This window comes from Spirillospora albida, from assembly GCF_000718255.1.
In the GTDB taxonomy this organism is placed as follows: Bacteria; Actinomycetota; Actinomycetes; order Streptosporangiales; family Streptosporangiaceae; genus Spirillospora; species Spirillospora albida.
This window is the reverse complement of sequence record NZ_JOFJ01000045.1, coordinates 1-7,194: the sequence shown is the minus strand read 5'-3', so window position 1 is coordinate 7,194 and position 7,194 is coordinate 1. Positions and strand designations below refer to the sequence as shown.

2 protein-coding genes and 2 pseudogenes are annotated in these 7,194 nt (G+C 76.8%); all 4 read left to right on the top strand.

The window, feature by feature from the left end:
- Nucleotides 1-34: 34 nt before the first annotated feature.
- A complete protein-coding gene (locus IE99_RS0128360) occupies nucleotides 35-2,959 on the top strand; it encodes a type I polyketide synthase (protein WP_051713481.1) in 2,925 nt (974 codons plus the stop codon).
- A gap of 36 nt (nucleotides 2,960-2,995) precedes the next feature.
- Nucleotides 2,996-5,893 (top strand): type I polyketide synthase, encoded by a 2,898-nt coding sequence (locus tag IE99_RS0128355; RefSeq protein ID WP_030177439.1) that lies wholly within the window; start codon nucleotides 2,996-2,998, stop codon nucleotides 5,891-5,893.
- A pseudogene (locus tag IE99_RS33785) lies at nucleotides 5,841-5,972 on the top strand (hypothetical protein); the annotation flags it as partial. The gene IE99_RS0128355 and the pseudogene IE99_RS33785, both read left to right, overlap by 53 nt.
- A 6-nt stretch (nucleotides 5,973-5,978) precedes the next feature.
- A pseudogene (locus IE99_RS33780) lies at nucleotides 5,979-7,194 on the top strand (beta-ketoacyl synthase N-terminal-like domain-containing protein); the annotation flags it as partial.

The window sequence follows — 7,194 nt, the reverse complement described above, 5'->3', positions numbered from 1 at the left end:
GGAGCGTCTGCTGGGTGATGGGTTCGGTGTGTTGGTGGAGCCGAGCGCGCATCCGGTGCTGGTGATGAATGTGGAGGAGATCGCCGACCGGGCGGGCGCCGAGGTGGTGGTCTCCGGGTCGCTGCGCCGTGACGAAGGCGGCCTGGACCGGCTCCTCACCTCCGCCGCGACACTCTGGACGCAGGGCGTCGCGATCGACTGGACCGCCGTCCTCGGCGACGGCCCCACCACCGAACTCCCCACCTACCCCTTCCAGCGGCGGCGGCACTGGGTGGCGCCCACCGCCGCACTCGGCGCCGGGGACGCCGCCCACCCGCTCCTCGACCGTGCCGTCTCCCTCGCCGGGTCGGGTGACACCGTCCTCACCGGCCGGGTGTCCCGCCGCACCCACCCGTGGACGCCCGACCACGCCGCCCTCGGCACCGTCCTGCTGCCCGGTGCCGCGCTCGTGGAGATGGCGATCCGCGCCGGTGACGAGGCGGGGTGCGGAGTCCTCGACGACCTCACCCTGGAGGCGCCGCTGCTCGTCCCGTCCGGCGATGTCGAACTCCAGGTCACCGTGGAGGGACCGGGACCCGAGGGTGAGCGGACCGTCCAGTTGCACTCCCGCAGCGGCGGAGACTGGACGCGTCACGCGAGCGGCCGCCTCCTCCCCGCCGAGGCCGACACCGGCGCGGGCACGGGCACGGGCACCGGCGCACCGCCGGCCGCCTGGCCGCCGCCCGGCGCGGAGGCCGTCGACCTCGACGGCTGGTACGACACCCTCGCCGAACGCGGCTACGAGTACGGTCCCGCCTTCAGGGGGCTGCGCGCCGCGTGGCGCGACGGCGCCGACGTCCTCGCCGAGATCGCGCTGCCGGAGGACGTCGAACCCGGCGCCTACGGCATCCATCCGGCCCTGCTCGATGCCGCGCTGCACGTCCTGGAGATCGGCGCCGCGCCGGACCCCGGCGGGACGCTGCTGCCGTTCGCCTGGAGCGGCGTCCGGCTGCACGCGACCGGGGCGACCGCCGCGCGGGTGCGGGTGCGTCCGGCCGGATCGTCCGGCGCGGTGTCGCTGCTGCTCACCGACCCCGCCGGGGAACCGGTCCTGACCGTTGAGCGGCTGACGCGCCGCCCGGTGAGCGCGGACCGGCTCGCCGCCGCGCGCGGCACCGCGCGCGACCTGTACGTCCCGGCCTGGACACCGGTTCCGGTCGGGCCCGTCCCCGCCGACCGGTGGGCCCTGCTCGGCCCGGACGCCTTCGGGCTCGCCCCCGAACTGCGCAAGGCGGGCGTGACGGTGGAGGAGTACACCGACCTGGCCGCGCTGGCCGAGGCCGCCGCCCCGCCCGCCACGGTGCTGTGGACGGTCCCGCCGGCGCCGGACGGCCCGGTGCCCGCCGCGCACGCCGCGACCCGCGACGCGCTGACGCTGCTGCGCGCCTGGCTTGCCGACGAGCGTCTCGCCGCGACGCGGCTCGTCGCGGTGACCCGCGGTGCCGTCGCCGTGGACCCGGCCGGGCCCGCCGACCCTGCGGCGGCCGCCCTGTGGGGACTGCTGCGCTCCGCTGAGACCGAGAACCCGGGCCGGGTCGTCCTCGCGGACGTGGACGAGCCCGGCGTCCGCGACCTCGCGGGCGCGCTCGCGGCGGCCCTGGCGGGCGGCGAGCCGGAGGTGGCGGTCCACGCCGGCCGCGTGTCCGCGCCCCGGCTGGTGCGGGCGGCGCCGGGCGCCGCCGGAAGGCCCGTCCTGGACCCGGACGGCACCGTCCTGGTGACCGGCGCCACCGGCGCCCTGGGCGCGCTGTTCGCCCGCCACCTCGTCACCGCGTACGGCGCACGGCATCTGCTGCTGCTCAGCCGGCGCGGCCCGGACGCGCCCGGCGCCGCCGGACTGGCCGCCGACCTGCGCGACCTCGGCGCGCGGGACGTCACGGTCCGGGCCTGCGACGCCGCCGACCGGGCGGCGCTCGCGGCCGTGCTCGCCGACGTGCCCGCGGCGCACCCGCTGACCGCCGTCGTCCACACGGCGGGCGTCCTGGACGACGGAGTCGTGACGGCCCTCACCCCCGAACGACTGGGCGCGGTGCTGCGCCCCAAGGCCGACGCCGCATGGCATCTGCACGAGCTGACCGAGGGCGCCGACCTGCGCATGTTCGTGCTGTTCTCCTCGGTTCAGGGCCTCACGGGCGGCGCGGGCCAGGCCAACTACGCCGCCGCCAACCGGTTCCTGGACGCGCTCGCCCGGTATCGCGCCGCCCGGGGACTGCCCGCGACCTCGCTGGCGTGGGGCCTGTGGGCGGGCGGCGGCATGGAGGCCGCGCTCGGCGAGACCGCGCTCGCGCGGCTGGCCCGCGGCTCCGGCCTGGAGATGATCGAGCCGGACCGGGGCCGGGAGCTGTTCGACGCCGCGCTGCGCACCGGCGAGCCCGTGGTGGCGCCGGTCCGGCTGGACCTCGGGGCGCTCGCGGGACGCGGCGCCGACCTGCCGCCGCTGTACCGGGGGCTGACCGGCGGTACGGCGCGCCGCACCGCCGCGCGGAACCGCCCGGCGGAGGGCGAGCCGCTCGGCCGGTGGCTCGCCGCGCTGCCGGTGCCGGACCGCCGCGCCGCGCTGCTCGACCTCGTCCGCGCCGAGGTCCGCACGACGCTGGGGCACGACGGGACCGGGGCACTGGACGTGCGGCGCGCGTTCAAGGAGCTCGGGTTCGACTCCCTGACGGGCGTCGAGCTGCGCAACCGTCTCAACCGGGCGACCGGGCTGCGGCTGCCCGCCACGCTCGTGTTCGACCACCCGTCCCCGGCCGCGCTCGCCGATCACCTGTACGCCGGGCTGTTCCCCGACGAGGCGGGCCCCGGCGACACCGGCCCGGCGGACGCCGGCCCGGCGTCCGCGCGGGCGGCCGGCGAGGTCCCCGACTTCGACGCGATGAGCGTCGAGGAGCTGATCCGCGCCGCCGCCGACGGCGGCGCCTGAACCGTCCCGGTCCGTTCCGATCCGAGAGGGTCACCCATGACCGAAGCCACCGAAGCGAACGTCGTCGAGGCGCTGCGCGCCGCGCTCAAGGAGAACGCCCGGCTGCGGGCCCGCGACACCGCGGGCGGCGGGCACGAGCCCATCGCCGTCGTCGGGATGGGCTGCCGCGGGATCTCGCCGCGTGAGGCGTTGGCGATGGATCCGCAGCAGCGGCTGCTGCTGGAGGTGGCGTGGGAGACGATCGAGCGGGCTGGGATCGATCCGGCCTCGCTGCGCGGCACCGCCACCGGCGTCTACGCGGGCTTCATGTACCACGACTACATCAGCCGGCTTCCGGAGATCCCGCACGACCTGTCCGGATATGTAACGACAGGGACGCACGGCAGCGTCGCGTCCGGCCGCATCTCCTATGCCCTCGGCCTCCAGGGCCCGGCGGTGACGGTGGACACGGCGTGCTCGTCGTCGCTGGTGGCGATCCACCTGGCCTGCCAGGCGCTCCGGGCGGACGGGCGGGTGAAGGCGTTCGCGGAGGCGGCGGATGGGACGGGTTGGGGTGAGGGTGTCGGGTTGGTGTTGCTGGAGCGGTTGTCGGACGCGGTCCGTAGCGGGCATCGCGTTCATGCGGTGGGTGTTAGCGCGGCCGAGGTGGACGCGGTGGAGGCGCACGGCACGGGCACGCCGCTGGGCGACCCGATCGAGGCATCCGCCCTCCTCGACGTCTACGGGCGGGAGCGCCCGCCCGGCGAGCCCCTCCGCCTCGGCTCGCTGAAATCGAACATCGGGCACACGCAGGCGGCGGCCGGCGTCGCGGGACTGATCAAGATGGTGCTGGCGATGCGGAACGGTCTGCTGCCGCGCACCTTGCACGTGGACGCTCCGACGTCGGCGGTGGACTGGTCGGCGGGCGGGGTGGAGCTGCTGACCGAGCCGGTGAAATGGCCGCGTGGCGGGCGTCCCCGCCGGGCCGGGATCTCCGCGTTCGGCGTCAGCGGCACCAACGCCCACCTCATCCTCGAAGAACCGCCCGAGACTCCGCCCGCGCCGGACCCCGCGACGGTCCCCGGACCCGTCGCGCTGACCGTGTCGGCTCGCGGCGAGGCCGCCCTGCGCGCCCAGGCGGGACGGCTTCGCGACCACCTCGCCGCGCATCCCGGCACACCCCTGCGCGATCTCGCGTACACGCTGCGCACGGCGCGCGCGGAACTGGAGGAGCGCGCCGCCGTCGTCGCCGCGTCGGCCGAGGCCGCGCTCGCCGGGCTCGGCGCCCTCGCCGGCGGCACCGCCCACCCGGGCGCCGTGCGCGGCACCGCGCCGGTGCGCGGCCGGACGGTGTTCGTCTTCCCCGGCCACGGCTCGCAGTGGGCCGGGATGGCCGCCGGGCTGGCGGACGCCTTCCCCGAGTTCCGCGACCGGTTCGCCGAGTGCGCCGCCGCGCTCGCCCCCTACATCGACTGGTCGCCGTACGACGCGCTCGACGACCCGGCGATGCTGGACCGCGTCGAGGTCGTCCACGTGCTGCTGTGGGCCGTGATGGTCTCGCTCGCCGAGGTGTGGCGGGCCCGGGGAGTCGCGCCGGACGCCGTCGTCGGCCACTCGCAGGGCGAGATCGCCGCCGCGTGCGTCGCGGGCGCCCTCTCCCTGGACGACGGCGCCCGCGCCATCGCCGCACGCGGACTCGCCGTCCGCGAACTGCCCGAGGGCGCGATGGTGTCGGTGGCGCTGCCCGCCGACGAGGTCGCCCGCATGCTGGAACCGTGGGGCGGGCGGCTCGGCGTCGCGGTCGTCAACGGGCCGTCCTCGGTCGTGGTGTCGGGCGACGTCGCGGCCTGCGAGGAGCTGCACGACCACTGCGCGGCCGAGGGCGTGCGGGCGCGGCGCCTGCCCGCCGCGCAGGCCGGGCACTCCCGGCACGTCGAGCCCGCCCGCGAGTCCCTGCTGGAGATCTTCGAGCCGGTCGTGCCGCACGCGGGCGGCGCCGCGTTCTACTCGGCGGTCACCGGAGGACCGCTGGACGCCACGGAGCTGGACGCCGGGTACTGGTACCGCAACCTGCGCGAGCCCGTCCGGTTCGACCGGGCGGCGCGGCGCCTCGTGGACGACGGCTTCGACGTGTTCGTGGAGGTGAGCCCGCATCCGCTGCTCGTCGCGGGGATCGAGGAGACCGCCGAGCACGCGGGCCGCGACATCGCCGTCGCCGCGACGCTGCGGCGCGGCGAGGACGGTCCGGAGCGGCTGCTGCGCGCGTTCGCGGAGGCGTGGACGCGGGGCGTCCCGCTGCGCTGGGACGCCGGGCAGGGGTCGGTCCTCGACCTGCCCGTCTATCCCTTCCAGCATCGCCGCTACTGGGTGGAGGGCGCGTCCAAGGGCTGGAGCGGCGAACTCGGCGCGGTACCGGACGCCCCGGACCCGACGGTGTCCGGCGAGCTGGCGGCCCTGCCTCCGGACGAGCGCCGCGCCCGGCTGCTCGCCCTGGTGCTCGGCGAGGCGGCAGCCGTCCTCGGACACGGCGACGCCGGCGAGATCGACGCGCACCGCACGATGAAGCAGCTCGGCTTCGACTCCCTCGCCGCCGTGACGCTGCGCAACCGGCTCAACGCCGCGACCGGGCTTCGGCTGCCCACCACGCTGGTGTTCGACCATCCGACGCCCGCGGCGGTGGCCGACCACATCGCCGGGCAGATCGCGGGCCTGCGCGACGGCGGCCCGGCCGCGCCGTCCGCCGCCGACGTCATCGACGAGCTCCAGCGGGTGGTGGAGCGCGCCGCCGCCGACGAGGACGCCCGCGCGCTGCTCACCGCCCGGCTGGAGGGGCTGCTGGACGGGCTGCGCCGGGACGGCACCGGACCGGACGAGGCGATGGCCGCCCGGCTGTCCGGCGTGGATGACGACGACGACCTCTTCGCGATCGTCGAGCGCGAGCTCGGCGCCTCCTGATCCGCCGAAAGGAACCGACGAGATGACCGGTGCACCGACCACCGAGCAGCGGCTCCGCGACTACCTCAAGCGCGTCACCGTCGAACTGGCCGACGCCCGCGGCCGGCTCGCCGCCGAGCGGGACCGCGCCCGCGAGCCGATCGCGGTGGTGGCGATGGGCTGCCGTTTCCCGGGTGGTGTGGCGTCCCCGGACGACCCGGGATCTCGCCGCGTGAGGCGTTGGCGATGGATCCGCAGCAGCGGCTGCTGCTGGAGGTGGCGTGGGAGACGATCGAGCGGGCTGGGATCGATCCGGCGTCGCTGCGCGGCACCGCCACCGGCGTCTACGCGGGGGTGGCGGGCAGCGAGTACGCCGCGCTGCTCGACCGGACGGACGACGACGTCGAGGCGCACCGCATGACGGGCGTGGCGGGCAGCGTCCTGTCGGGCCGGGTCGCGTACACCCTCGGGCTGGAGGGCCCGGCGGTGACGGTGGACACGGCGTGCTCGTCGTCGCTGGTGGCGATCCACCTGGCCTGGGTGTTAGCGCGGCCGAGGTGGACGCGGTGGAGGCGCACGGCACGGGCACGCCGCTGGGCGACCCGATCGAGGCATCCGCCCTCCTCGACGTCTACGGGACCGCCCATTCCGCCGACGCCCCCCTCTGGCTGGGGTCCCTCAAGTCCAACGTCGGGCACACGGGCCCCGCCGCAGGTGTCGCGGGGCTGATCAAGATGGTGCTGGCGATGCGGCACGGTCTGCTGCCGCGCACGCTGCACGTGGACGCTCCGACGTCGGCGGTGGACTGGTCGGCGGGCGGGGTGGAGCTGCTGACCGAGCCGGTGAAATGGCCGCGTGGCGAGCGTCCCCGCCGGGCCGGGATCTCCGCGTTCGGCGTCAGCGGCACCAACGCCCACCTCATCCTCGAAGAACCCGCCGCCGAGGACCCCGAAGCGCCCGAGTCCGTCACCGGGCCGGTCGTCCTGCCCCTGTCCGCCCGGGGCGATGCCGCGCTGCGCGCCCGCGCCGCCGACCTGGCCGGCGCGCTGGACGCCCACCCGCAGTGGCCGCTGCCCGCCGTGGCCCGGACGCTCGCCCGGCACCGCGCGGCCCCGGCCGACCGCGCCGCCGTCGTGGCCGCCGACCACGCCGGCGCCGCCGCCGCGCTGCACGCCGTCGCGGCGGGTGACCTCCCCGTCCGGACGCTCCGTGATCCCGGCCGCGTCGCGTTCGTTTTTCCTGGTCAGGGGTCGCAGTGGGTGGGGTTGGGTCGGCGGTTGTTGGTGGAGTCGGAGGTGTTCGCGGAGCGGTTCGGTGAGGTG

Coding starts and splice junctions, on each gene's coding strand:
- IE99_RS0128355 (WP_030177439.1), top strand. CDS start 2,996: ATGACCGAAGCCACCGAAGCGAACGTCGTCGAGGCGCTGCGCGCCGCG.